This window comes from Streptomyces spiramyceticus (genome assembly GCF_028807635.1).
Lineage (GTDB): Bacteria > Actinomycetota > Actinomycetes > Streptomycetales > Streptomycetaceae > Streptomyces > Streptomyces spiramyceticus.
This window is the reverse complement of the sequence record NZ_JARBAX010000001.1, coordinates 4,167,646-4,192,111: the sequence shown is the minus strand read 5'-3', so window position 1 is coordinate 4,192,111 and position 24,466 is coordinate 4,167,646. Positions and strand designations below refer to the sequence as shown.

Sequence of the window (24,466 nt, the reverse complement as noted above, 5' to 3'; positions counted from 1 at the left end):
CCCCCTGGACGCAGTCCTCGGGGGAGGTTGCCGTGCGGCGGCAGCCGCGTCACGCATCCGGCCGCTGCCCCCTGAAGCGGCGGCGCTCGTGCGGGTCGGGCGGCGGCGTGTCCGCGAGGCGGACCACCGCCCCGTCCCGCCCCGCCACCACCGGCTTCGCCGAGCGCGCCGCCTTCGCCCGGTACTGCGCCGCGTCGGCGAGCCGGAAGAGCCGCCGGGCCGACTTGACCGGCCCGATCTCGTCACCCGTCGACGCGACCCCGCATGCGACCCCCTCCCCCAGATCCATCTCCCCGGCCCGTACGCACAGCTCATCGGCGACCCGCACCACCTCGTCCGCCGAAGGCCCCACCACGAGCAGGCAGAACTCGTCACCCCCGAGCCGCGCGGCCAGCGCCCCCGGCAGCTGCGCGCCGCACCGCGACAGCACCGAGCCGAAACGTTCGAGGAGACGGTCGCCGACCTCGTGGCCGTGGGTGTCGTTGACCCGCTTCAGGCCGTTCAGGTCGCAGACGACGAGGCTGACGACCGTGCCCGAGCGGCGGTGCCGCTCCACCGCCTCGTCCAGCCCCATGTCGACCGCGCGGCGGTTCGCCAGCCCCGTCAGCGGGTCGGTGAAGGCGAGCTTGCGGACCTCTTCCAGTGCTTCCGTCTGGGCGATGCCCGCCGCGACCACCGAAGCCAGCACCGTCGCGAAGTCCGCGTCGGACCGGTCGAAGACCGTCGCCCCGGCCGGCCTCGCGACGTACAGCTCGCCCCACGCCTGTCCGCGCAGCACGATCGGCGCGACGACGCACGACCCGCGCCCGCGCCGCCGCAGCGCCGCCACCCTCTGATGGCAGTACCCGGCGGCATCGGCCCCGTCCGCGGGGCCCTGCGCCGTCTCGACCCACGCGTTCGGCTCGCCCCCGCCTGCCCACTTCTCGTGCAGGAACTCCGTGATCTCCGGAAACTGGTGTACGGGATACGTCTCCCCCTCGGGGAAGCTCTCCTCCCCCTCCGCCAGCTCACCCGCGTTCACGAGCACCCGCAGTCGTCCCAGGTCGCGCTCCCACACCGAGACGGCCGCGAAGCTGCCGCCGAGCGCCTCCTGCGCGCCCAGCGCGGCCGCCCGCCAGGACTCACGCGGGGTGTGCGCCGCCGCCATCGCCTGCGCCAGCGTCACTACGGCCTGCAGCCGCGCATCCTCGCCCATCTCCACAGCTTATGGAGTTTTGTGACGTTTTGATCGCTTCAGCAAAGCGAACGCAGGAAAGCGGGAACCGGGAAAGCGCCCTACTGCCCCGGCCACTCCGGCTTGCGCTTCTCGTTGAACGCCGCCACGCCCTCCGCCCGGTCGCCCGAGAACGCCACCGACCGCCACGCCGCGTCCTCGACCTCCAGCCCCGCCCGCAGGTCCAGCCCGTGCCCCAGCCGCATCGCCCGCTTCGCCGCCCGCAACCCCACCGGCGAGTTCCCGGCGATCCGCGCGGCCAGCGCCAGCGCCTCCTCCCGGTCCTGGCCGGCGTCCACCAGCTGGTCGACGAGGCCGAGCGAGGCCGCCTCCGCCGCCTCCACCCGCCGCGCTGTGAACACCAGCTCGGCCGCCCGCGCCGCCCCGACCCGCCGCGGCAGCAACTGCGTACCGCCGCCGCCGGGAATGACGCCCACCGACACCTCGGGCAGCCCGACGACCGCCGTACGGTCCGCCACGATCAGGTCGCAGGCCAGCGCCAGCTCGAAGCCGCCGCCCAGCGCGAAGCCGTGCACGGCGGCGATCGTCGGCATCGGCAGTTCCAGTACGCCGGTGTACGCACCCCGGGCGACCGGGCGCTGACGTACCAGCTCGGCGTCAGTGAAGGAGTTCCGCTCCTTGAGGTCGGCGCCCACACAGAACGCCCGCTCGTGACTGGACGTCACCACGGTCACCCGCACCTGCGGGTCCGCGCCCAGCGCATCGCACGCCGCCGCGACGGAGCGGGCCATGTCCGTGGACACCGCGTTCATCGCCTTGGGCCGGTCGAGGACCAGCTCGGCCACGTGCCCCTGCGCATGCCGGCGTACGCCGACGAAGTCCCCGAACCGCTGCTCGTCGCTCATGAACATGCCCTCCCGGTTAACGACCGTTATCGGGAGGATCCTAGGGGGACACCCCCTAGGTGGCACGCCTCGTCAGGAGCCACGGTTCGACCGTGCCGAGCCCGCGCACCGGCCGCTGCCACATCGGCTGCACCCCGAAGCGGTACGCAGGCGGCTCGACGCCTTCCTTCTCCGCCTTCTCCGCCTCGGCCGCCGCCTCCGCCTCGGAGACCGGAGCCTCACCGGTACGCGACAGTTCCTCCGCGAATGCCCCGTCCACCAGGACCGCGTCCTTCGGCGCTATTGAGGTGAGCCTGCTGGCCAGGTTCACGGTCGTACCGAAGACATCGCCCATGCGCGTGGTGACCGTGCCGAAGGCGATGCCGACGCGCAGGGCGGGCATCGTCTGGTCGCTGGCCATCGTCTCGATGAGCCGCAGCGCGATCTCGCCCGCCGTACCGGCGTCGTCGGCCGCGTAGAGGACTTCGTCGCCGAGCGTCTTGATGAGCCTGCCGCCGTGGGCCGCGACGAGGTCCGCGCAGGTCGTCTCGAAGGCCTCGACGAGTTCCCCCAGCTCCTCTTCCTCCAGGCGCCGCGTCAGCCGCGTGAAGCCGACGAGGTCCGCGAAGCCGACCGCGAGCCTGCGGTCGACCATCTCGTCGTCGTCAGCGGCCTGGACCACCCGCCCGGTGGCGGCGGCGAGCTGCCGCCGCCAGACGTAGCGCAGGAATTCCTCCAGCTCGGGAAGGAGCAGCTCGACGAGCGGATACGTGACTTCGGTACGGGTCATGCCGGGCTCGGGCGGCTCCGTGAGCCCCTCCAGGAAGGAATCGATCTGCCATTCGGCCAGCCGGGCGGTGGTCTGCCCGGTCGACCTGGCGACCTGTACCGCCATCGGCTCGCTGAGCAGCCCCGCCTCGACGAGCCCCGCGAGCCGCCGCAGGGCGAGCACGTCCGCCTCGGTCAGAGCCTTGGCCTGCCCGATGTCGGCGAAGCCCATGGCACGCCAGAAGCGGGATGCGAGGTCCATGGAGACGCCTGCGGTACGGGCGGCCTGGAAGGGGGTGTAGCGGCGCTCGGCGCCGAGGATCAGCTGTTCGAGGCGGATGGCGAGCGGGTCGTCGGTCGGCTCGGCGGTGTGGTCGACGGCGTGATGGGGGGTGGGATGCTGCGAGGGGTCCCGGTCCGGGCGCGCGTCGCCACCCGCAGAAGACCCCGAAGGCGGCTCCGCGTCCATGCCGGACGCCGTGTCGTCGACGGTCACGTACCGCCTCCTGCCCGTTCCCTGCGCACTGCCCTGTGTCCTGCCGATCATCTGTCGCGCGATCCGTCGCGGATCGCCTCAACGATACGGCAGGTGTGCCCTAGCTCACTCCTCCGTCCCGGGTGTCTTCCGCACCTGTCCATGGCCTGAGGTGTACGACGTCACCCGCCCCCACCGGCTGCTGCATCCCCTCCTCCGTCGCCAGCACCAGCCGCCCGTGTCCGTCGACGGCCACTGCCTCGCCGGTCAGGGACCGGCCGCCGGGCAGTTCGGCGCGTACGGTGCGGCCGAGCGTCGCGCAGCCCGCCGCGTACGCCTCCTGCAGGCGGCTGGCCGCCGGGTCGCCGCCCGCCGTGCGCCAGTCGCCGTACCACTTGTCGAGCGAACGCAGTACGGACCGCAGCAGCGGGTCCCGGTCGGTCGACACCGCACCGGCCAGCAGCAGCGACCCCGCGCCCGGCACCGGCAGTTCCTTGTCGCTCAGTGAGACGTTGATGCCGATGCCGACCACGACGCCGACACCGTCCGCCGTCCGCTCGGCGAGGATGCCGCCGGCCTTGCGCTCTTCGCCGCCGACATTCACCAGCAGGTCATTGGGCCACTTGAGGGCCGTATCGACGCCGGCGGACCGGGACAGGGCCGTGGCCACCGCGACTCCGGCGAGCAGCGGGAGCCAGCCCCACCGCTCCACGGGCACCTCGGCGGGCTTCAGCAGTACGGAGAAGAAGAGCCCGGAGCGTGCGGGAGCCGACCAGCGCCGGTCGAGGCGGCCGCGCCCCTCGGTCTGCTCCTCGGCGATGAGCACGGCACCTTCGGGCAGGTCAGCCGCCCGGGCAGCCAGGTCGCTGTTGGTCGAGCCGGTGGCGGAAACGACTTCCAGGGAGGTCCAGAGACCGTCCGGCCGGACGATCGCACGGCGCAGTCCGGGGGCGTTGAGGGGCGGCCGGCCGAGGTCGGACCAGCGATCACCTGAAGCATCGGGGGGCGTCATGCAACCCAGCGTAGGTGTGGCAAACGACGCACTGCCGAGCGGCACACGCGCCGATACGCTACGTGTCAGTAGCCGTCCGCTGACCAGGCAGGGAGCCGCATCCCGATGTCCGAGCCCGAGACTGACATCCATACCACCGCGGGCAAGATCGCGGATTTGCAGCGCCGTATCGAAGAGGCAACGCACGCGGGCTCCGAGCGCGCGGTCGAAAAGCAGCATGCCAAGGGCAAGCTGACGGCCCGTGAGCGGATCGCTCTGCTCATGGACGAGGGATCGTTCGTCGAGCTCGACGAGTTCGCCCGGCACCGCTCCACCGCCTTCGGGCTGGAGAAGAACCGCCCGTACGGAGACGGTGTCGTCACTGGCTACGGCACGGTCGACGGCCGCCCGGTGGCGGTGTTCTCGCAGGACTTCACCGTGTTCGGCGGTGCGCTCGGCGAGGTCTTCGGCCAGAAGATCATCAAGGTGATGGACTTCGCGCTGAAGACCGGCTGCCCGGTCGTCGGCATCAACGACTCCGGCGGCGCCCGTATCCAGGAGGGCGTCATGGCCCTCGGTATGTACGGCGAGATCTTCCGCCGCAACACCCACGCGTCCGGTGTGATTCCGCAGATCTCGCTGATCGTCGGCCCGTGCGCGGGCGGCGCGGTCTACTCGCCCGCGATCACCGACTTCACGGTGATGGTCGACCAGACCTCGCACATGTTCATCACCGGGCCGGACGTCATCAAGACCGTCACCGGTGAGGACGTCGGCTTCGAGGAGCTGGGCGGCGCCCGGACGCACAACACCACGTCGGGCGTGGCGCATCACATGGCGGGCGACGAGAAGGACGCCATCGAGTACGTCAAGTCGCTGCTCTCGTACCTCCCTTCGAACAATCTCAGCGATGCGCCGGCCTTCCCCGAGGAGGCGGACCTGGAGACGTCCGACGAGGACCGCGAGCTCGACACGCTCATCCCGGACTCCGCCAACCAGCCGTACGACATGCACACCGTCATGGAGCACGTGCTGGACGACGGCGAATTCCTGGAGACGCAGGCCCTGTTCGCGCCGAACATCGTCACCGGATTCGGCCGGGTCGAAGGCCACCCGGTGGGCATCGTCGCCAACCAGCCGATGCAGTTCGCGGGCTGCCTGGACATCAACGCGTCCGAGAAGGCCGCGCGCTTCGTCCGCACCTGCGACGCGTTCAACGTCCCCGTCCTTACCTTCGTGGACGTGCCGGGCTTCCTGCCGGGCGTCGACCAGGAGTACGGCGGCATCATCCGGCGCGGCGCGAAGCTGATCTACGCGTACGCCGAGGCGACGGTGCCCCTGATCACCGTCATCACGCGCAAGGCGTTCGGCGGAGCGTACGACGTCATGGGCTCCAAGCACCTCGGCGCGGACCTGAACCTGGCGTGGCCGACCGCGCAGATCGCCGTCATGGGCGCGCAGGGCGCGGTGAACATCCTGCACCGCCGTACGATCGCGGCCGCCGATGATGTCGACGCGACCCGCGCCGAGCTGATCGCCGACTACGAGGACACGCTGCTGAACCCGTACGTCGCGGCCGAGCGCGGCTACGTCGACGCGGTGATCATGCCGTCGGAGACCCGCCGCCACATCGTGCGCGGGCTGCGCCAGCTGCGGACGAAGCGCGAGTCACTGCCGCCCAAGAAGCACGGCAACATCCCGCTCTAGAACTGGAAAGGGACGTGACCATGATCAAGGTCGTACGGGGCAACCCGACCCCGGAGGAGCTGGCCGCCGCTCTCGCGGTGGTCCAGGCACGCGCCGCGGCGGTGGCCGGTGCAGCGTCCGGCGGCGCGGAGGAGCCCCCGCCCGCCTGGTCGGACCCGGCGAGGGTCGCGGCACACCCGCTGCCGCGGCCGGGACGGGCGGCGTGGAGCCGGACGTACTGGCCTGCGTAGACGAAGCCCGCGTGAGCGAAGCCCGCGCGAGCGAAGCCTGACACCGAAGGCCGGACCCTCCCTGGGCCCGGCCTTCGGCGTACGCGCTTCAGAGGACTTCGGCGACGGTCTTCGCCTCTACTACCGCTTCGCAGTGAGCCGGAAACCGCTGCACGAGCAGGACGAGGTCCGCGCTGCGGCGGTGGCGGTGGCGGCGGCCCGGGCAGGAGCGTTCACCTACTGAACGACTAATTAGTCCGTTGGCACTGGTCCGCTTGAGTACGAGTACTCAGGCGGAGGAGGCCGCCCGGCCGCAGGATCGGATGCATGCTGTGGTCCGACCCGGAGAACGAACCTCCGAAAGACCTGCGCGAGACGCAGGCCATGCTCCGCCGCGCGGGCTTCGTGATGGCGCTGGCGATGGTGCTGGCGATGTTCGTTCTCGGCCTTCGCTGAACGTCCGGGGGCTGGGGCTTGCCCCCAGTTTCGGGAGAGGGGCGGGTAGGGGGAAGCGCCGCAGGCAGGCCGCACTCGCAACCACCCCCGCACCGCGTCCTACCATGAGCCGCATGACTCACGCCCGCCGACGCCTCGTCCTCGCCTCCGCCTCCCCCGCCCGCCTCGCGCTCCTCCGCCAGGCGGGCCTCGCCCCCGAGGTGATCGTCAGCGGAGTCGACGAGGACGCGATCAGCGCGCCGACTCCGGGGGAGCTCGCGCTCGTACTCGCCGAGGCGAAGGCCGCGTCGGTCGCCGACCGCCCCGAGGCCACCGACGCGCTGGTGATCGGCTGCGACTCCGTACTCGAACTCGACGGCCAGGCACTCGGCAAGCCCGACGACGCCGAGGACGCCACCGCCCGCTGGAAGTCCATGCGCGGCCGCTCCGGCATCCTCCAGACCGGTCACTGCGTCATCGACACCGCCACCGGCCGCCGTGCCTCCGCCACCGCGTCCACCACCGTCCGCTTCGGCGACCCGACCGACGCGGAGATCGCGGCGTACGTCGCGACCGGCGAGCCGCTCCACGTCGCCGGCGCCTTCACTCTCGACGGCCGCTCGGCCCCCTTCGTCGACAGCATCGACGGCGACCACGGCAACGTCATCGGCCTGTCCCTGCCCCTGCTGCGCCGCCTGCTGCGCGAGCTGGACGTCTCGATCACCGACCTGTGGACGTGACGTCGCCGTCCCCCCGCAGCACATCGCCGACCACGGCGACCCCCTCGCCGATGGCGGTCGACGTACTCGCGGCGTAGCCCAGCACGAGCCCCGGACGGCCCGGCCGCTGCCGGTGCCACGACAGCGGCTGCACCTTCACACCACGCGCGAGCGCGCCCGCGGCAAGGTCCGTGTCCACAAGGTCCGTCCGCTCAAAGGTGATCATCAGGTGCAGACCGGCCGCGGCGCCGTGCACGACCGCGCCCGGCAGATGCGCCCCGATCGCACCGATCATCGCGTCCCTGCGCCTCCGATGGCGCCTGCGCAGCAGCCGCAACTGGCGTTCCATGTCGCCCGATTCCATCAGGCGGGCCAGCACCAGTTGCGGCAGCGCCGCGTTCCCCAGGTCGGTGAACCGCTTGGCGTCCACCAGCGCCTCCCGGTACTTCGGCGGCGCCAGAATCCAGCCCACCCGCAGTGCGGGAGCCAGCAGCTTGGAGACGCTTCCGGCGTAACAGACCTGCTCCGGGAGCAGTGAGCGCAGGGCAGGCACCGGAGGCCGGTCGTAGCGGTGCTCGGCGTCGTAGTCGTCCTCGACGATCAGGCCGCCGTCACCGGCCCACTGCATGAGCTCACGCCGTCTGCCTCCCCCGAGCACCACACCGGCCGGAAACTGATGGGCCGGGGTCAGCAGTACGGCCCGGGCTCCCGTGGCGCGCAGCTTGTCGACCCGTATCCCTTCGGAGTCGACCGGCACCGGCGGGGTCGCCAACCGCCGGTTGTGCAGATGCTGCCGGGCGCCGAGCGAGCCGGGATCCTCCACCGCCATCTCGCGGAACCCGTCGTCACGGAGCACCTGCGCGAGCAGTCCGAGCCCCTGAGCGGTGCCTGCGGTGATGAGTACCTCGCCGGGGTCGGCCCTGATTCCCCGGTTGCGGGCCAGCCAGTCGACCACGGCGGTACGCAGCTCGGGCCTCCCCCGCGGATCTCCGTAACCGAGGTCGGACGCCGAGAGGTCCCTGAGTACGGAACGTTCGGCCCGCAGCCACGCCGCGCGCGGGAAGGCGGCCAGGTCGGGCACACCGGGCGACAGGTCGATCCGGGCCGGCGCCGCCCGTAGCGCGTCGAAGATGTCGGCGCCGGGCTCGGCGGCGCCGAACAGCACACGAGCCGGAGAGGCATCGCAACTGCCACCGGCACCGCCACCGCCGGCACCCGCACCCGCACCCGCACCCGCACCGGAAGCCCCGCCCGCACCACGCTCAGCGACCCGCACCGCAACCGGCGTAGCCACCACGACAGTTCCGCCCCGCCCCCGCCCGGCGACATGCCCGTCCTCGGTCAGCCGCTGGTACGCCTCGGTCACCACCCCGCGCGACACCCGGAGCTCGGCGGCCAGCACCCGGGTCGCGGGCAGCCTGCTGCCCACCGGCAGCCGGCCGTCCGATATCGCGAGCCGCAGCCGGTGCGCGAGCCAGTCGGAGAGGCCACCCACCGGCGCGTCACCGGTATCCAGCTGGAGGAAGTCGGACCCGGACCCGGACCCCGATCCCGATCCCGACCCGCCGCTTATGGACCGGTCATGACCATTCTCATTGGACCTGTTCACCGGACCATTGTCGCGACAGGGTCAAGTCATGACCATCGAGTTCCTGTTGACGTCGCTCGTCGTTGTCGCGACTCCCGGCACAGGCGTGCTCTACACCATGGCGGCCGGACTCTCGCGCGGCACCCGCGCAAGCATCGTCGCGGCGGTCGGCTGCACCCTCGGCACCATTCCGCACATGATGGCGGCGATCACGGGCCTCGCGGCGCTGCTCCACACCAGCGCAATGGCGTTCCAGATTCTCAAGTATCTGGGTGTGGCCTATCTGCTCTACATGGCGTGGAGCACCCTGCGCGACAAGGACGCACTCACGACGGAGAAGGCCGAGACGCCCGTATCAGCGGTGAAGGTGATCACCTCGGGCGTCCTGATCAACATCCTCAACCCAAAACTCACGATCTTCTTCTTCGCGTTCCTGCCGCAGTTCGTGAGCGCCCGTGAGCCGAACGCATTCCTGCGCATGGTCGAGTTGAGCGCCGTCTTCATGCTGCTCACGTTCATCGTCTTCGTCGCGTACGGGAAATTCGCCGCCGCGATGCGGAGTCACGTCATCTCCCGCCCCCGGGTCCTGACCTGGCTGCGCCGGACGTTCGCGGGCGCGTTCACAGCCCTCGGCGCCAAGCTCGCCTTCTTCTGACCGGCCCTCTGACCTGGCGATACTCAACACAAAAACAGCGAGGCACCTTATGCGTCACTTCCAGCACGCGGACGCCGTCCGGCAGGACTTCCCGGAGCTTGTTCCCGGGGTTCTCTTCGCCGAAGGAATCACCCCGGACGTTTCGGCCGACGCCGCGATCGCGCGCTACAACGCGATCGCCAGGTCCCGGCTGGCGACCGTGACGGAGGGCGAACTGCCCGAAATCCAGGCCTGGCGCCGTACGTTCTCCCGGATGGGACTCAAGCCCACCCAATACCGGTGCGCCTCCGAGTCGCTGCTGCGGCGATTCAGGAAAGAGGACTCGCTTCCCCGGATCCACCCGCTGATCGACGTCTGCAACTCCATTTCACTCGCGTTCGCGATCCCGGTGGGCGTCTTCGACGTTTCCGAGATCACCGGGAACCTGGAAGTCCGGTACGCGGCCGGTGACGAAACCTATGTGACGTTCTCCGGCGGTACGGAGAATCCCGCCCCACGTGAAGTGATCTTCGCGGACGGCAGCGGACAGGCCCACTCCCGGCGGTGGACCAACCGGCAGAGCGGTTCTTCCGCCGTCCGGGAGACGACGTCCACCGTGCTGATCATCGCGGAGGCGATGCACGACTCGGCTCCGGCCGACATGGAGAGGCTCACGGCCGCGCTCGCCGACGAGCTGGACGCCCTGTGGTCCGTGACCGCGAAGCCCGTGATCCTGAGCCGGTCGTCGCCGCAGTTCGACTTCTGAGGGTCTTCGTTCTGAGGGTCTTCGTTCTGAGGGCCCGTCGGGCCTGCGCCTGTCAGGCCGGCGCGGGAGCCCCGCCCTCCGGCGCGTCCGCCGCACCGGACGCGTCCGCCCCGGCCCGCTGCTCCTCACGCCTGCCGTACGCGATGACGGACAGCACGATCAGCCCGAACTCCACCATCAGCACCACGAACGCCGCCCAGCCGACCAGCCCGACCGACAACGCCCCCAGCACACCGTGCACCACCGCGCACGCGATCAGCAGTACGCGTCCGAAACGCCCGGGAGCCCGGTCCGTCAGCGCGGCGCGCAGCAGGAAGACGCCGCAGCCGACCAGGTAGAGGCCGAAGACGCCGCCCATCACCCAGGTCGACGCGGCCATGACGTCGGGGTCCAGGCCGTCCAGGGACATCGACTGGCTGTTGACGACCTTGCCGAGGATCCAGTTGACGAACACGATCCCGGCGGCTTCGACGAACAGCAGGGCCGCTGCCACGGCGGCTATCGGTCTGCGCGGCACGGCGCCCCACCCTCTTCCGGCTGTTACCCCTAGTACGTACGCGAGACGCAAACGCTACTAACCGGTAATCGCCGGGACAAGGGTCCTGACGCAGCCGGACCGCCGCGGCAAAGAATCATTCGGCCATTCGTAGGGACTCGACAAAGAAAGCTGCCGCCGCACTGGCTCCCAGGACAGAGACCTTGGCCACACCCGAGGGCTACTGTGCGGTGAGGGAACCCGTCGTACCGTGGTGCGACAAGGGAATTCGCGACTCGCGCGAGCCTCGCATCACGCTCCGTGTGGGCAAGCTCACCATTGGGGACGGGTCGTAGGGCCGTGTCGGCAGTCCCTAAACTCAGCTTGTTTCAAGGAGGGAGCCATCGTGCGCAAGGTGCTCATCGCCAACCGTGGCGAAATCGCTGTCCGCGTTGCTCGGGCCTGCCGGGATGCCGGGATCGCGAGCGTAGCCGTCTACGCCGATCCGGACCGGGACGCTTTGCATGTCCGTGCCGCGGACGAGGCGTTCGCTCTGGGCGGTGACACCCCGGCCGCCAGCTATCTGGACATGGCCAAGGTGCTCCAGGCCGCCAAGGACTCGGGAGCGGACGCGGTTCACCCCGGGTACGGATTTCTCTCCGAGAACGCCGAGTTCGCCCAGGCCGTGCTGGATGCGGGCCTGACCTGGATCGGCCCGCCCCCGCAGGCCATCCGTGACCTGGGTGACAAGGTCGCCGCCCGGCACATCGCCCAGCGTGCCGGTGCCCCGCTGGTCGCGGGTACCCCCGACCCGGTCTCGGGGGCCGAGGAGGTCGTCGCGTTCGCCCGCGAGCACGGGCTGCCGATCGCGATCAAGGCGGCGTTCGGCGGCGGCGGGCGCGGCCTGAAGGTCGCCCGCACCCTCGATGAGGTCCCCGAGCTCTACGACTCCGCCGTACGCGAGGCGGTGGCCGCGTTCGGGCGCGGGGAGTGCTTCGTCGAGCGCTACCTCGACAAGCCCAGGCACGTGGAGACGCAGTGCCTGGCCGACGCCCACGGCAATGTCGTGGTCGTCTCCACCCGTGACTGCTCGCTGCAGCGCCGCCACCAGAAACTGGTGGAAGAGGCCCCCGCCCCGTTCCTGAGCGAAGCCCAGAATGAGGAGCTGTACGCCGCCTCGAAGGCGATCCTGCGCGAGGCCGGCTACGTCGGTGCGGGCACGGTCGAGTTCCTCGTCGGCGTGGACGGCACGATCTCCTTCCTGGAGGTCAACACCCGCCTGCAGGTCGAGCACCCGGTCTCCGAGGAGGTCACCGGCATCGACCTGGTCCGCGAGATGTTCCGCATCGCCGACGGCGAGAAGCTCGGCTACGACGACCCCGCGGTGCGCGGGCACTCCATCGAGTTCCGCATCAACGGCGAGGACCCCGGCCGCGGCTTCCTGCCCGCCCCCGGCACCGTCACCGCCTTCTCCACACCCTCCGGCCCCGGCGTCCGCCTCGACGCCGGCGTCGAAACCGGCAGCGTGATCGGCCCCGCCTGGGACTCCCTGCTCGCCAAGCTGATCGTCACCGGCGCCACCCGTGAGCAGGCACTGCAGCGCGCCGCCCGCGCTCTGGCGGAGTTCAACGTCGAGGGCATGGCCACCGCCATCCCCTTCCACCGCGCCGTCGTCGCCGACCCCGCCTTCACCTCCGACCCGTTCACGGTCCACACCCGGTGGATCGAGACGGAGTTCGTCAACACCATTCCCGCGTTCTCGGTGCCCGGTGCGGACACCGAGGAGGACGAGGCCGGTCGCGAGACGATCGTCGTCGAGGTCGGCGGCAAGCGTCTTGAGGTCTCCCTGCCGTCCTCGCTGGGCATGAGCCTGGCCCGTACCGGCCTGGCCGCCGGTGCCAAGCCCAAGCGGCGTGCGGCGAAGAAGTCCGGCCCGGCCGCCTCCGGCGACACCCTCGCATCCCCGATGCAAGGCACCATCGTCAAGGTCGCGGTCGAGGAGGGCCAGGAGGTCAAGGAAGGCGACCTCGTCGTCGTACTTGAGGCCATGAAGATGGAGCAGCCGCTGAACGCGCACCGCTCCGGCACCGTCAAGGGCCTGACCGCCGAAGTCGGCGCGTCCGTCACCTCCGGCGCCACCATCTGCGAAATCAAGGACTGACGTCCGGCTGTACGTGCGTACGTGACGGAGGGCCCCGCCGGAGTACCGGCGAGGCCCTCCGTTTACGCAATGGCATCCTGGAGTCAGAGCCGGTACGAGAAGGGCGGCGCAATGGCGACCAGCAGCAGCGCAGAGACGTCGACGGCGTCGTCGACGCCTTCGGCACGGCCCATGCGCGCCGACGCACGCCGCAACTACGAGCGGGTGCTCGCCGAGGCCCGTATCGCCTTCGCGGAGCACGGCACGGACGCCTCGCTGGAAGATGTCGCACGCCGCGCCGGCGTGGGCATCGGCACGCTCTACCGGCACTTCCCCAACCGGCACGCGCTGATGAGCGCGGTCTTCCAGGGCGCGGTGGACGAGCTGCTGGCTCATTCACGTGCGCTGGCCGATGCCGATGCGCCCTGTGGGGCGCTTGTGACGTGGCTGCGCGACATCATCACTCATGCGGGTGAGTACCGGGGGCTCGCTCGTGAGCTCATGTCGGCCTCGCGCGACGAGAGTTCGGCGCTGGCGCGGTGCAGTACGCCGATGAGGGAGGCCGGCGAGCGGTTGCTCGTACGGGCTCAGAAGAGCGGCGCGGTCAGGCCCGACGTTTCCATCGGGGACCTGATGCAGCTGACCAATGCCATCGCGCTGGCTGCCGAACAGGCACCCGACGATCCGGAGTTGGCCGACCGACTGCTGACGCTGACGCTGAAGGGCCTGCGGGCGGAGAAGTAAGCATTCAGCGCCGGCGCAGATCGGCGACGCGCGCCCGCTCGCGCTCGGCGGGTCCCGCCTGCTCCGCGAGGGCTCCGGCGCTGCGCAGTTGCGCACCGGTCCCGGGTCCGCCCGGGTGCGTACGGCGCTGGCCGGGAAGCGGCACGTCCCGGCGGGACTGCCGTCCGGTCGGGACGCCGTCACCCCCCGGTCCCGCCGCTCCGGTCCCCGGTCCGGCGACGGCGATCTGCACTCCCTGGTCTGCCAGGGCCTGCAGTTCGGTGGCGGCGCGGTCGTCGTGCTGCGGCGGCTCGTCGGTGACGAGGCGCGTGATCACGTCCGTCGGCACCGTCTGGAACATGGTGTCGGTGCCGAGCTTCGTGTGGTCGGCGAGGACCACCACTTCGGCGGCGGCCTGCACCAGCGCCCTGTCGACGCTCGCCGACAGCATGTTGGAGGTGGAAAGCCCGCGCTCCGCGGTCAGTCCGCTTCCGGAGAGGAAGGCCCGGGAGACGCGCAGACCCTGTAGGGACTGCTCCGCCCCGCTGCCGACCAGCGCATAATTCGAGCCACGCAGCGTGCCGCCGGTCATGACGACTTCGACGCGGTTGGCGTGGGCCAACGCCTGGGCCACCAGCAGGGAGTTGGTGACGACGGTCAGCCCGGGGACCCGGGCAAGCCGTCTTGCCAGCTCCTGCGTCGTTGTCCCGGCGCCGACGACGATGGCTTCGCCCTCTTCGACGAGTCCCGCGGCGAGGTCGGCGATGGCCGTCTTCTCCGCGGTCGCGAGATGGGATTTCTGCGGAAAGCCGGACTCCCGCGTAAAACCGCCCGGCAATACCGCACCGCCGTGCCGGCGGTCTAGGAGTCCTTCGGCCTCAAGCGCCCGCACGTCCCGCCGTACGGTCACTTCGGAGGTCTGGACGACACGGGCGAGCTCACGGAGCGAAACCGCCCCGTTGGCACGCACCATTTCAAGGATCAATTGGCGACGTTCTGCAGCGAACACGAAACTGACAGTAACCTGAGCGGCCGATAGTTCTCAGCAGTTTGCGCCGAATAACAGAAGTTGTACGTAAGGTGAGCCCGGAAGTGGTATAGGCGGCGTACACCCGGTATCTGCCGCGCAACTACGGGCCGGCAGCGGGGCCGTTACGCCTCGCCCGACGTCTTCCTGGTGTGCAGCTGGCGCGCGACCTCGGCGATCGATCCCGACAGGGACGGGTACACCGTGAACGCGTTCGCGATCTGTTCCACGGTCAGATTGTTGTCGACCGCGATCGAAATCGGATGGATCAGCTCACTCGCGCGCGGGGCGACGACACAGCCGCCGACCACGATGCCCGTGCCCGGACGGCAGAAGATCTTGACGAAGCCGTCGCGGATGCCCTGCATCTTGGCGCGCGGGTTGCGCAGCAGCGGCAGCTTCACCGAGCGTGCCTCGATCTTGCCCGCGTCCACGTCGGCCTGGGTGTAGCCGACCGTCGCGATCTCGGGGTCGGTGAAGACGTTCGACGAGACGGTCTTGAGGTTCAGCGGAGTCACCGCGTCGCCGAGGAAGTGGTACATCGCGATGCGGCCCTGCATGGCCGCGACCGACGCGAGAGCGAACACCCCGGTGACGTCACCCGCCGCATACACGCCGGGCGCGCTGGTGCGGGAGACCCGGTCGGTCCAGATGTGGCCCGAGTCCTTCAGCCGGACCCCGGCCTCCTCCAGGCCCATGCCCGCGGAGTTCGGGATGGCACCGACGGCCATCAGGCAGTGCGTACCGGTGATGACGCGCCCGTCGGACAGCGTCACTTCCACCCGGTCGCCGACGCGCTTGGCGGACTCGGCGCGCGAGCGGGCCATGACGTTCATGCCGCGGCGCCGGAAGACGTCCTCCAGGACGGCAGCGGCGTCCGGGTCCTCGCCCGGCAGCACGCGGTCGCGGGAGGAGACGAGGGTGACGCGCGAGCCGAGTGCCTGGTACGCGCCGGCGAACTCGGCGCCGGTCACACCGGAGCCGACCACGATGAGCTCCTCGGGGAGCTCGTCCAGGTCGTACACCTGCGTCCAGTTGAGGATCCGCTCGCCGTCGGGGAGCGCGTCGGGGATCTCGCGCGGGTGGCCGCCGGTCGCGATCAGTACGGAGTCGGCGGTGAGGCGCTCCTCGTTGCCGTCCGCGTACGAGACGACGACGGTGCGCGACCCGTCGGCGCCCTGCTGGCCCTCCAGGCGGCCGCGGCCGCGCAGGACCCGGGCGCCGGCCCGGGTGACGGACGCGGTGATGTCGTGGGACTGCGCGACGGCGAGGCGCTTCACCCGTCGGTTGACCTTGCCCAGGTCGACGCCGACGACGCGGGCCGCCTGCTCGACGTGGGGGGTGTCGTCGGCGACGATGATGCCCAACTCCTCGTACGAAGAGTCGAAGGTCGTCATCACTTCGGCCGTGGCGATCAGAGTCTTCGACGGCACGCAGTCGGTGAGCACCGACGCCCCGCCCAGACCGTCGCTGTCGACGACGGTCACCTCCGCGCCGAGCTGGGCGCCCACAAGGGCCGCCTCATAACCGCCGGGTCCGCCACCGATGATCACGATCCGGGTCACGAAAAAGTCCGCCTCGCATTGTCAATCCCGGCCCGCCTGCCCGCTCGGCCGGGGATCCGGGGATCGCCCGGGGGGAATGCAGTACGTACTTCATTGTCCCGCATGCTTCAAGATGCTTCGCCCCGGGGCCCTCCATCCGGCCGTGACCTCTTGAGGCCCCGTCGCACGAGCCCCTCCCGTACCCTCGACCTCATGTCGCTCTACGCCGCGTACGCCGGCAACCTCGACGCGCGGCTGATGACGCGCCGCGCCCCGCACTCACCGCTGCGCGGCACCGGCTGGCTCAACGGCTGGCGGCTGACCTTCGGCGGCGAGTCGATGGGCTGGGAGGGCGCGCTCGCCACGATCGTGGAAGCCCCGCGTTCGCAGGTGTTCGTCGCGCTCTACGACATCGCTCCCATGGACGAGGACTCCATGGACCGCTGGGAAGGTGTCGGACTCGACATCTACCGCCGGATGCGGCTGCGGGTGCACACGCTGGAGGGCGAGGAGCCTGCCTGGGTGTACGTGCTGAACGGTTACGAGGGCGGGCTGCCCTCGGCCCGGTACCTGGGCGAAATCGCCGATGCGGCGGAGTCGGCGGGCGCGCCGCACGACTATGTGATGGAGCTCCGCAAGCGCCCCTGCTGACCTGTCCGGACCATTCTGACCTCTGCCTTTCGGGGCATTCGTTCGATCCGCCAAGGCAACAATCAGAACACCGTAAGCACTGACATCTACGCGCGTAGGGCCAGACCGGTTACCCTCGTCGGCGTGAACGCATCTGTTACCCCTGCCCCCGCCGACGGCTTCGCCGACCCCCACGCGGCTGCCGACGCCGCCGCCGCCCGCCTGCGCGAGCTGACCGGCGCCGAGACCCACGACGTCGCCCTCGTAATGGGGTCGGGCTGGGTGCCCGCCGCCGAGGCACTGGGCGCGCCCGAGCACGAGTTCGCCGTCACCGAGCTGCCCGGCTTCCCGCCGCCCGCGGTCGCGGGCCACGCCGGTACGGTCCGCTCGTACAAGATCGGCGACAAGCGCGCCCTGGTCTTCCTGGGCCGTACGCACTACTACGAGGGCCGCGGTGTCGCCGCCGTCGCGCACGGCGTACGCACCGCTGTCGCCGCCGGCTGCAAGACCATCGTCCTCACGAACGGCTGCGGCGGCCTGCGCCCCGGCATGCGCCCCGGCCAGCCGGTCCTGATCAGTGATCACCTCAACCTGACGGCCACGTCGCCGATCATCGGCGCGAACTTCGTCGACCTGACGGACCTGTACTCGCCGCGTCTGCGCGCCCTGTGCAAGGAGGTCGACGCCAGCCTGGAGGAGGGCGTCTACGTCCAGTTCCCCGGCCCGCACTACGAGACGCCGGCCGAGATCAACATGGTCCGTGCCATGGGCGGCGACCTCGTCGGCATGTCGACGGTCCTGGAGGCCATCGCCGCGCGCGAGGCGGGCGCGGAGGTGCTCGGCATCTCCCTGGTCACCAACCTGGCCGCGGGCCTGACGGGCGAACCGCTCAACCACGAGGAAGTCCTCCAGGCCGGCCGCGACTCGGCCGCCCGCATGGGCGAACTCCTGGCCCAGGTCCTGCGCCGCATCTGACGAACCGGAGCCCGGGCGGAGCTTTTCCTTAACCCCACCCCGCCCCTTCCCGAGTTCTCAAACGCCGGACGGGCTGAAATACCAGCCTCTGGGGGTCCCCCCTGGACGCAGTCCTTGGGGGAGATTGAGGAGCGGGGTCTGGGGCGGAGCCCCAGTTCGGGAAGGGGCGGGTAGGGGAACTGCGCCGCAGGCACCGGTGCGGTGCCGACCGGGTACGGGGTAGTAACCCCGGAATATGGGCGGGGGTGGGAAAGCCCGCCGCTAGGCGAATCTGATCGCACCCACACGAGAGGTGGACCACATCGTGCAGCAGGAGCAGGACCTGGTCGCACGGGCGCAGGCCTGGCTGGCCGAGGACCCGGACAGCGAGACCCGGGACGAGCTCGGCAAGCTCATCGACGCCGCAGACCTGGACGAGCTCGCCGCGCGCTTCGCCGGCACCCTCCAGTTCGGCACGGCAGGCCTCCGGGGCGAACTCGGCGCCGGCCCGATGCGCATGAACCGCGCCGTCGTCATGAGGGCCGCCGCCGGCCTCGCCGCGTACCTGAGGGCGAAGGGCCAGGAGGGCGGTCTCGTCGTCATCGGCTACGACGCCCGCCACAAGAGCGCCGACTTCGCCCGCGACACCGCCGCCGTCATGACCGGCGCGGGGCTGCGCGCAGCCCTCCTGCCCCGCCCGCTGCCCACTCCCGTCCTGGCCTTCGCCATACGGCATCTGGGAGCCGTGGCCGGCGTCGAGGTCACCGCGAGCCACAACCCGCCCCGCGACAACGGCTACAAGGTCTACCTCGGCGACGGCTCGCAGATCGTGCCGCCCGCCGACGCCGAGATCGCCGCCGAGATCGACGCCGTACGGTCGCTCGCCGACGTACCGCGCCCCGAGGACGGCTGGTTCACGCTCGACGAGGAGGTCCTGGAGGCCTATCTCGCGCGTACGGACGAGGTCCTGACCAACGGGTCCCCCCGCACCGCCCGCGTCGTCTACACGGCCATGCACGGCGTCGGCAAGGAGGTCCTGACGGCCGCCTTCGCCCGCGCCGGTTTCCCGGAGCCCGTCCTTGTCGCCGAGCAGGCCGAGCCCGACCCGGACTTCCCCACGGTCGCCTTCCCCAACCCGGAGGAGCCGGGGGCCATGGACCTGGCCTTCGCCACTGCCCGCCGCGCCGAGCCCGACCTGATCGTCGCGAACGACCCGGACGCGGACCGCTGCGCCGTCGCCGTCCCCGTACCCGGCAGTGACGAGTGGCGGATGCTGCGCGGCGACGAGGTCGGCGCGCTGCTCGCCGCGCACCTGGTGCACAAGGGCGCTCGCGGCACGTTCGCCGAGTCGATCGTGTCGTCGTCGCTGCTGGGCCGTATCGCCGAGGCGGCCGGGCTGCCGTACGAGGAGACCCTGACCGGCTTCAAGTGGATCGCCCGCGTCGAGGGCCTGCGCTACGGCTACGAGGAGGCGCTCGGCTACTGCGTCGACCCCGAGGGCGTACGCGACAAGGACGGCATCACGGCGGCGCTCCTGGTCACCGAGCTCGCGTCCGAGCTCAAGGAGCAGGGCCGCACGCTCCTCGACCTGCTGGACGACCTCGCCGTGGAGCACGGTCTGCACGCCACCGACCAGCTGTCGGTGCGCGTCGAGGACCTGACGGTGATCGCCAATGCGATGAGCCAGCTGCGCGAGCAGCCGCCCACCTCGCTCGCGGGTCTCAGGGTCACCAGCTCCGAGGACCTGACGCGGGGCACCGACCGGCTGCCGCCCACGGACGGGCTTCGCTACCAGCTGGACGGTGCGGTGAAGGCCCGCGTGATCGTGCGGCCGAGCGGCACCGAGCCGAAGCTCAAGTGCTACCTGGAGACCGTGGTTCCGGTCGCCGACGCGAGTGAGCTGGCACCCGCCCGTGAGCGGGCGGACGGGATCCTCGCGGCGATCAAGCGTGATCTGTCGGCCGCCGCAGGCATCTGACACCACTGGCATCACTGACACCACCGCACTCGTACGGGCGGGTCGCTTCCCAGGACGGGAACCGGCCCGCCCGTACGAGTGACTTGCATACGGCAGTCGCCGCAGCGCCCAGTGCCCTCCCCCGATCACACGGAGAAGGCTGACCGGTATCCCCGCCGAGTCCTGGAGCGCCGCAGTGCCCCCGACCGCACCCCAGGTGACCCGACGGCCCTGGCCGGCCGTCCCTGCCGACCGCCGCCCGCACCAAGGCGCGCGGGACCGGATCGCGGTTCCTGCTGTGCGCGGCCGAGCGCCTGCCGCTGCTGGTCTTCACCGGCATACTGCTGCTCGTCGTCCTGGGCAGCGGCGGTGTCTACTTCCCGCGCGCCCGCTTCCTGGTCCCCGGCTTCCCGCTGCTGCTGCCGGTCGCGCTCGCGGTGACGCGGGCGAGAAGGCGGCTCATCGGGGTGCTGGTGGTGGGCGGGGCGGTGATGTCGTCGGTGTGGTTTCGGGGCGTACATGCTGCTGATCTGGCCGGGCCCGCCGTAGATCAGCCCGATCAGCCGGTGGCCAGCAGCACGGTCAGCGCCACCGCGCCCACCACACACGGCGCGATGATTTCGTATGCCCAGCGGACCTCCGGGTCCCCCTGAGCCGTCGGCCGCGCCGCGCACCGCTCGGCCTGCTCGCGCAGGTCCTCGACGGTCTGGTCGGCGGGCGCCCGGCGGGCCTGTGCGTCGGTCACGTCGGCGGTCACGGACGTCCTGCCGTACGGGTCGTCGTGCGCCTGCTTCGCCTGCTGGCGGGCGACGCGCTTGCGCTGGCGCAGCGAGACGGGCACGGCCCACAGCTGGTACTTCTTGCCGCCCGCGAGCACCTCGCTGGAGTACCCGGCGCGCACGCCGTCGACCGCCGCCCAGGGCAGCGTGATCGTACGGAACGGATTGCGGATCAGGAGCCGGTCGTCGTTGGCGAAGACGGCGGGCCGCAGTGTGTATGCGACGACCAGCGGCACGACGAAGAACAGACCGGCCAGCGCCACCCACGGCGTACGGCCCTCCCCGCGGATCAGCGCGTCACCGCCGACCCAGGCGGCCAGCAGGAGCACCAGGACGCCGCCGGCGAGCGCGCCGGGCGAGCGGAAGACGCGGTCGGCGTAGGTCGGCTCGGTGGGCTCGCCGGGCTGCCGGCCGGGGCTGCTGCTTGTCATGGGCCCGATTCTGCCTCACGTCACACCGCCTTGTTCGGGGCCGGGGCTGTACAGGTTGCTACGCGCGTAGATATGCTGCAGTAGTGACCATGCCCACCACTGCACCCGCAACTGCCGCTTTCGCCGACGCGACGGCGTCCGACGGTGCGCTGCGCCGCTTCCTGCACGGGCTGCCCGGCGTAGACACCGTCGGCCTCGAAGCACGCGCCGCATCCCTCGGCACCCGTTCGGTCAAGACCACGTCGAAGGCGTTCGCCATCGACCTGGCCATTTCCATGATCGACCTGACCACGCTCGAAGGCGCGGACACCCCGGGCAAGGTCCGGGCGCTGTGCGCCAAGGGCGCCAACCCGGACCCGACCGACCGTACGACGCCCAGGGTCGCCGCGATCTGCGTCTATCCGGACATGGCGGCCACCGCCAAGGAAGCCCTGGCCGGTACGGGCATCAAGGTCGCCTCGGTCGCCACCGCCTTCCCGGCGGGCCGCGCGGCGCTGCCGGTGAAGCTCGCGGACGTCCGCGACGCCGTGGCCGCCGGGGCCGACGAGATCGACATGGTGATCGACCGGGGAGCCTTCCTGTCCGGTCATTACCTGAAGGTCTACGAGGAGATCGTGGCCGTGAAGGCCGAGTGCGGCGACAAGGCCCGCCTCAAGGTCATCTTCGAGACCGGCGAGCTGTCGACGTACGACAACATCCGGCGGGCCTCGTGGCTCGGGATGCTGGCGGGCGCGGACTTCATCAAGACCTCGACCGGCAAGGTGGGCGTGAACGCCACGCCTTCCAACACCCTGCTGATGCTCGAAGCCGTACGCGACTTCAAGGCGCAGACTGGAATCCAGATCGGCGTGAAGCCGGCCGGCGGGATCCGCACGACCAAGGACGCGATCAAGTTCCTGGTCCTGGTCAACGAGACCGTGGGCGAGGACTGGCTGGACAACCACTGGTTCCGCTTCGGCGCCTCCAGCCTGCTCAACGACCTGTTGATGCAGCGCCAGAAGCTGAGCACCGGCCGTTACTCCGGTCCCGACTACGTGACGGTGGACTGATCACCATGGCATCTGTTTTTGAATACGCACCCGCGCCCGAGTCGCGCTCGGTCGTCGACATCGCCCCGTCGTACGGCCTGTTCATCGACGGCGAGTTCACCGAGGCGGCCGACGGCAAGGTCTTCAAGACCGTGTCGCCGTCCACCGAGGAGGTCCTCTCCGAGGTCGCCCGGGCGGGCACCGAGGACGTCGACCGTGCGGTGAAGGCGGCCCGCAAGGCCTTCCAGAAGTGGTCGGCACTGCCCGGCGCCGAGCGCGCCAAGTACCTCTTCCGTATTGCCCGGATCATCCAGGAGCGCTCGCGCGAGCTGGCCGTCCTGGAGACCCTCGACAACGGCAAGCCGATCAAGGAGACGAGGGACGCCGACCTTCCCCTGGTCGCCGCTCACTTCTTCTACTACGCGGGCTGGGCCGACAAGCTCGACCACGCGGGGTACGGGCCGAATCCGGCGCCCCTCGGTGTCGCGGGCCAGGTCATCCCCTGGAACTTCCCGCTCCTCATGCTCGCGTGGAAGATCGCCCCGGCGCTCGCAACGGGCAACACGGTCGTCCTGAAGCCGGCCGAGACGACCCCGCTGTCCGCGCTCTTCTTCGCGGACATCTGCCGCCAGGCGGGCCTGCCCAAGGGCGTCGTCAACATCCTTCCCGGTTACGGGGACGCGGGCGCCGCACTCGTCGAGCACCCGGACGTCAACAAGGTCGCCTTCACCGGCTCCACGGCCGTCGGCAAGGCGATCGCCCGCCAGGTCGCCGGTACGTCGAAGAAGGTCACCCTCGAACTGGGCGGCAAGGGCGCAAACATCGTCTTCGACGACGCCCCCATCGACCAGGCCGTAGAGGGCATCGTCACCGGAATCTTCTTCAACCAGGGCCAGGTCTGCTGCGCGGGCTCGCGCCTGCTGGTCCAGGAGTCGATCCAGGACGAGCTGCTCGACTCGCTGAAGCGCCGCCTGTCGACGCTGCGTCTCGGCGACCCGCTGGACAAGAACACCGACATCGGCGCGATCAACTCGGCCGAGCAGCTGGCCCGTATCACCGCGCTCACCGAGACGGGCGAGGCGGAGGGCGCCGAGCGCTGGTCCGCGCCGTGCGATCTGCCGTCCTCCGGCTACTGGTTCGCGCCGACGCTCTTCACGAACGTCACGCAGGCGCACACCGTCGCGCGCGACGAGATCTTCGGCCCGGTGCTTTCGGTCCTGTCGTTCCGTACGCCCGACGAGGCCGTCGCCAAGGCCAACAACAGCCAGTACGGCCTGTCGGCAGGCATCTGGACCGAGAAGGGCTCCCGCATCCTGGCGGTCGCGAACAAGCTCCGGGCCGGTGTCGTCTGGGCCAACACGTTCAACAAGTTCGACCCGACCTCGCCCTTCGGCGGATACAAGGAATCGGGCTTCGGCCGCGAAGGCGGCCGCCACGGCCTGGAGGCGTACCTCGATGTCTGAGCACGAATCGATCAGCGGCTCCGCCGCGCGGCGTCTGAGCGTCTTCAAGACCTACAAGCTGTACGTCGGGGGAAAGTTCCCCCGCAGCGAGAGCGGCCGGGTGTACGAAGTGCAGGACCACAAGGGCAAGTGGCTGGCCAACGCGCCGCTCTCCTCCCGCAAGGACGCCCGTGACGCGGTCGTCGCGGCGCGCAAGGCGTTCGGCGGCTGGTCGGGGGCGACGGCGTACAACCGGGGCCAGATCCTCTACCGCGTCGCGGAGATGCTGGAGGGCCGCAAGGACCAGTTCGTACGTGAAGTGGCGGACGCCGAGGGCCTGTCCAAGTCGAAGGCGGCCGTGGTCGTCGACGCGGCGATCGACCGCTGGGTCTGGTACGCGGGCTGGACCGACAAGATCGCCCAGATCGTGGGCGGCGCGAACCCGGTCGCGGGCCCGTTCTTCAACCTCTCCACGCCGGAGCCCACCGGCGTCGTCACCGTGCTCGCCCCGCAGGAGTCGTCCTTCCTGGGCCTGGTCTCGGCGATCGCCCCGGTGATCGCGACGGGCAACACGGCCGTCGTGGTCGCCTCGGAGAAGTCCCCGCTGCCCGCGCTCTCCCTCGGCGAGGTCCTGGCCACGTCCGACCTGCCGGGCGGTGTGGTCAACATCCTGACCGGCCGTACGTCGGAGATCGCGGCCCCGCTCGCCTCCCACCAGGACGTCAACGCGATCGACCTCACCGGCGCGGACAGCGAGCTGTCCCGCGACCTGGAGATCGCCGCGGCGGACAACCTCAAGCGGGTCTTCCGTCCACAGCCTGTGGACTGGGCGGCCGACCCCGGCACCCACCGCCTGACCGCCTTCCTGGAGATGAAGACGGTCTGGCACCCGACGGGCTCCCTGGGCGCGTCCGGCTCCGCGTACTGAGCGGAGCCCCACCGACACGACCTCGCCGGCCGGGCCGTCCCCCGACCGGCGGGGTCGT

The 24,466-nt window shown here is 70.7% G+C and carries 23 protein-coding genes and 1 pseudogene; 15 read left to right on the top strand and 9 right to left on the bottom strand.

The window, feature by feature from the left end:
- Positions 1 to 49 precede the first annotated feature (49 nt).
- From PXH83_RS19280 to PXH83_RS19265, 4 genes are all read right to left on the bottom strand, one after another.
- Complete coding sequence (locus tag PXH83_RS19280; RefSeq protein ID WP_274561616.1) at positions 50 to 1,195, bottom strand: GGDEF domain-containing protein; 1,146 nt, start codon at positions 1,193 to 1,195, stop codon at positions 50 to 52.
- Between the two features lie 80 nt (positions 1,196 to 1,275).
- Entirely contained in the window at positions 1,276 to 2,085 is an 810-nt protein-coding gene (locus tag PXH83_RS19275) for an enoyl-CoA hydratase/isomerase family protein (protein WP_274561615.1), read from the bottom strand.
- 49 nt (positions 2,086 to 2,134) lie between these two features.
- Complete coding sequence (locus PXH83_RS19270; protein ID WP_274561614.1) at positions 2,135 to 3,322, bottom strand: adenylate/guanylate cyclase domain-containing protein; 1,188 nt, start codon at positions 3,320 to 3,322, stop codon at positions 2,135 to 2,137.
- 100 nt (positions 3,323 to 3,422) lie between these two features.
- Positions 3,423 to 4,313, bottom strand: coding sequence for a biotin--[acetyl-CoA-carboxylase] ligase (locus PXH83_RS19265; protein WP_274561613.1), 891 nt, complete (start codon positions 4,311 to 4,313; stop codon positions 3,423 to 3,425).
- Positions 4,314 to 4,418: 105 nt separating this feature from the next.
- On the opposite strand from PXH83_RS19265, the gene PXH83_RS19260 reads away from it, so the two are divergent.
- From PXH83_RS19260 to PXH83_RS19245, 4 genes are all read left to right on the top strand, one after another.
- On the top strand, positions 4,419 to 5,999 hold the full coding sequence (locus PXH83_RS19260) for an acyl-CoA carboxylase subunit beta (protein ID WP_274561612.1): 1,581 nt from the start codon (positions 4,419 to 4,421) through the stop codon (positions 5,997 to 5,999).
- Positions 6,000 to 6,019: 20 nt separating this feature from the next.
- Complete coding sequence (locus PXH83_RS19255) at positions 6,020 to 6,229, top strand: acyl-CoA carboxylase epsilon subunit (RefSeq protein WP_214930075.1); 210 nt, start codon at positions 6,020 to 6,022, stop codon at positions 6,227 to 6,229.
- A gap of 306 nt (positions 6,230 to 6,535) precedes the next feature.
- Positions 6,536 to 6,664 carry a morphogenic membrane protein MmpB gene (gene mmpB, locus PXH83_RS19250; RefSeq protein ID WP_274561611.1) on the top strand — a complete coding sequence of 43 codons (129 nt, stop codon included), beginning with the start codon at positions 6,536 to 6,538 and terminating at the stop codon, positions 6,662 to 6,664.
- A gap of 104 nt (positions 6,665 to 6,768) precedes the next feature.
- On the top strand, positions 6,769 to 7,383 hold the full coding sequence (locus PXH83_RS19245; protein ID WP_274561610.1) for a Maf family protein: 615 nt from the start codon (positions 6,769 to 6,771) through the stop codon (positions 7,381 to 7,383).
- On the opposite strand, the gene pdxR is transcribed toward PXH83_RS19245, so the two are convergent.
- Positions 7,364 to 8,935: a MocR-like pyridoxine biosynthesis transcription factor PdxR gene (pdxR, locus tag PXH83_RS19240; RefSeq protein ID WP_420803233.1), complete on the bottom strand. Its 1,572-nt coding sequence runs from the start codon at positions 8,933 to 8,935 to the stop codon at positions 7,364 to 7,366. The two genes, PXH83_RS19245 and pdxR, sit on opposite strands and share 20 nt — an antisense overlap.
- 64 nt (positions 8,936 to 8,999) lie before the next feature.
- On the opposite strand from pdxR, the gene PXH83_RS19235 reads away from it, so the two are divergent.
- Both PXH83_RS19235 and PXH83_RS19230 read left to right on the top strand, forming a co-directional pair.
- Positions 9,000 to 9,605 carry a LysE family translocator gene (locus tag PXH83_RS19235; protein ID WP_274561608.1) on the top strand — a complete coding sequence of 202 codons (606 nt, stop codon included), beginning with the start codon at positions 9,000 to 9,002 and terminating at the stop codon, positions 9,603 to 9,605.
- A 49-nt stretch (positions 9,606 to 9,654) separates the two neighbouring features.
- Positions 9,655 to 10,350 (top strand): B3/B4 domain-containing protein, encoded by a 696-nt coding sequence (locus PXH83_RS19230; protein ID WP_274561607.1) that lies wholly within the window; start codon positions 9,655 to 9,657, stop codon positions 10,348 to 10,350.
- 52 nt (positions 10,351 to 10,402) lie between these two features.
- Here PXH83_RS19230 and PXH83_RS19225 read toward each other — a convergent pair whose 3' ends face one another.
- Positions 10,403 to 10,867 carry a hypothetical protein gene (locus PXH83_RS19225; protein WP_274561606.1) on the bottom strand — a complete coding sequence of 155 codons (465 nt, stop codon included), beginning with the start codon at positions 10,865 to 10,867 and terminating at the stop codon, positions 10,403 to 10,405.
- A gap of 364 nt (positions 10,868 to 11,231) precedes the next feature.
- Between PXH83_RS19225 and PXH83_RS19220 the strand changes: the two genes are divergently transcribed.
- A complete protein-coding gene (locus tag PXH83_RS19220; RefSeq protein ID WP_274561605.1) occupies positions 11,232 to 12,986 on the top strand; it encodes an acetyl/propionyl/methylcrotonyl-CoA carboxylase subunit alpha in 1,755 nt (584 codons plus the stop codon).
- Positions 12,987 to 13,157: 171 nt separating this feature from the next.
- On the top strand, positions 13,158 to 13,709 hold the full coding sequence (locus tag PXH83_RS19215) for a TetR/AcrR family transcriptional regulator (RefSeq protein ID WP_214921325.1): 552 nt from the start codon (positions 13,158 to 13,160) through the stop codon (positions 13,707 to 13,709).
- Positions 13,710 to 13,713: 4 nt separating this feature from the next.
- Here the strand turns inward: PXH83_RS19215 and PXH83_RS19210 are convergent, their stop codons facing one another.
- A complete protein-coding gene (locus tag PXH83_RS19210) occupies positions 13,714 to 14,697 on the bottom strand; it encodes a DeoR/GlpR family DNA-binding transcription regulator (RefSeq protein ID WP_274561604.1) in 984 nt (327 codons plus the stop codon).
- Between the two features lie 143 nt (positions 14,698 to 14,840).
- Positions 14,841 to 16,280 carry an NAD(P)H-quinone dehydrogenase gene (locus tag PXH83_RS19205; protein WP_274561603.1) on the bottom strand — a complete coding sequence of 480 codons (1,440 nt, stop codon included), beginning with the start codon at positions 16,278 to 16,280 and terminating at the stop codon, positions 14,841 to 14,843.
- A 192-nt stretch (positions 16,281 to 16,472) separates the two neighbouring features.
- On the opposite strand from PXH83_RS19205, the gene PXH83_RS19200 reads away from it, so the two are divergent.
- From PXH83_RS19200 to PXH83_RS19185, 4 genes and pseudogenes are all read left to right on the top strand, one after another.
- The gene (locus PXH83_RS19200; protein WP_274561602.1) at positions 16,473 to 16,910 is read left to right on the top strand and encodes a gamma-glutamylcyclotransferase family protein; all 438 of its coding nucleotides are present in this window, start codon (positions 16,473 to 16,475) and stop codon (positions 16,908 to 16,910) included.
- A 123-nt stretch (positions 16,911 to 17,033) separates the two neighbouring features.
- Positions 17,034 to 17,864, top strand: coding sequence for a purine-nucleoside phosphorylase (locus tag PXH83_RS19195; protein ID WP_214921296.1), 831 nt, complete (start codon positions 17,034 to 17,036; stop codon positions 17,862 to 17,864).
- A gap of 304 nt (positions 17,865 to 18,168) precedes the next feature.
- Positions 18,169 to 19,821: a phospho-sugar mutase gene (locus PXH83_RS19190; RefSeq protein ID WP_274561601.1), complete on the top strand. Its 1,653-nt coding sequence runs from the start codon at positions 18,169 to 18,171 to the stop codon at positions 19,819 to 19,821.
- Positions 19,822 to 20,090: 269 nt separating this feature from the next.
- Positions 20,091 to 20,349, top strand: a pseudogene (locus tag PXH83_RS19185) (hypothetical protein); the annotation flags it as partial.
- A gap of 10 nt (positions 20,350 to 20,359) precedes the next feature.
- On the opposite strand, the gene PXH83_RS19180 reads toward PXH83_RS19185, so the two are convergent.
- Positions 20,360 to 21,010 (bottom strand): PH domain-containing protein, encoded by a 651-nt coding sequence (locus PXH83_RS19180; RefSeq protein ID WP_274561600.1) that lies wholly within the window; start codon positions 21,008 to 21,010, stop codon positions 20,360 to 20,362.
- Positions 21,011 to 21,099: 89 nt separating this feature from the next.
- Here PXH83_RS19180 and deoC point away from each other — a divergent pair, with 89 nt between their 5' ends.
- The 3 genes from deoC to PXH83_RS19165 are packed head-to-tail and all read left to right on the top strand — an operon-like array spanning position 21,100 to position 24,408.
- Positions 21,100 to 22,059, top strand: coding sequence for a deoxyribose-phosphate aldolase (deoC, locus tag PXH83_RS19175; RefSeq protein ID WP_274561599.1), 960 nt, complete (start codon positions 21,100 to 21,102; stop codon positions 22,057 to 22,059).
- Between the two features lie 5 nt (positions 22,060 to 22,064).
- Positions 22,065 to 23,501: an aldehyde dehydrogenase family protein gene (locus PXH83_RS19170; protein WP_274561598.1), complete on the top strand. Its 1,437-nt coding sequence runs from the start codon at positions 22,065 to 22,067 to the stop codon at positions 23,499 to 23,501.
- Positions 23,494 to 24,408, top strand: coding sequence for an aldehyde dehydrogenase family protein (locus PXH83_RS19165; protein WP_274561597.1), 915 nt, complete (start codon positions 23,494 to 23,496; stop codon positions 24,406 to 24,408). Before PXH83_RS19170 ends, PXH83_RS19165 begins: the two co-directional genes overlap by 8 nt.
- Positions 24,409 to 24,466 lie beyond the last annotated feature (58 nt).